General features: G+C 55.4%; 1 pseudogene. It reads right to left on the bottom strand.

The window, feature by feature from the left end:
• Nucleotides 1-13 precede the first annotated feature (13 nt).
• Nucleotides 14-495 (bottom strand): annotated as a pseudogene (locus F0Q32_RS25885) (phage tail tape measure protein); the annotation flags it as partial.

Here is a 495-nt window from a genome sequence, read left to right as displayed (position 1 = left end):
GAATTACAGATTATCAGTCGTAAGCAACCCGACGCTTACGGGCAAGAACAGCTTCCAGTGCTCTTTCCAGTTCAGGAATGGATAGTTTCAGCGCATTAGCCACATCAGGAGCAGGTGCCTTGTTCTTGCCATCAATGTAGATATGGTTAATTACGTTAATCCCGCCATTAGACGCGCCCCCTCTGGTGCCTCTGGCTGCAATTCCCGTTCCTTGTCCCGAATATCCTGCTCTCATAATCTCCGGTGGAGGGAGACGAGGCACTTCCGGCATCATTTCCTCTGCCAGCCGCTGCCCGGCAAGCGCCGCGAGCGGGGTGGTTCGTTGCAGGCCAATAGCGGCCCCCCGATAGATATTCCACCCGAAGCCCATAAAGACCCGCCTTGGCGCGCGAATCCCCAGCTTTTCCTTGAACCAGCCACCGACCCTACCCCTCATCCCGCTGACGGTATTTGTAAGCGCCCCCCACTTATTTTTGATCCAGTTCACCAGTCCGT

Origin of the sequence: Pseudocitrobacter sp. 73 (genome assembly GCF_008369545.1) — a bacterium.
Classification (GTDB): Bacteria; Pseudomonadota; Gammaproteobacteria; order Enterobacterales; family Enterobacteriaceae; genus Pseudocitrobacter; species Pseudocitrobacter vendiensis.
Note: the sequence above shows the minus strand (reverse complement) of the source record. Positions and strands in the feature narration are given on the sequence as shown.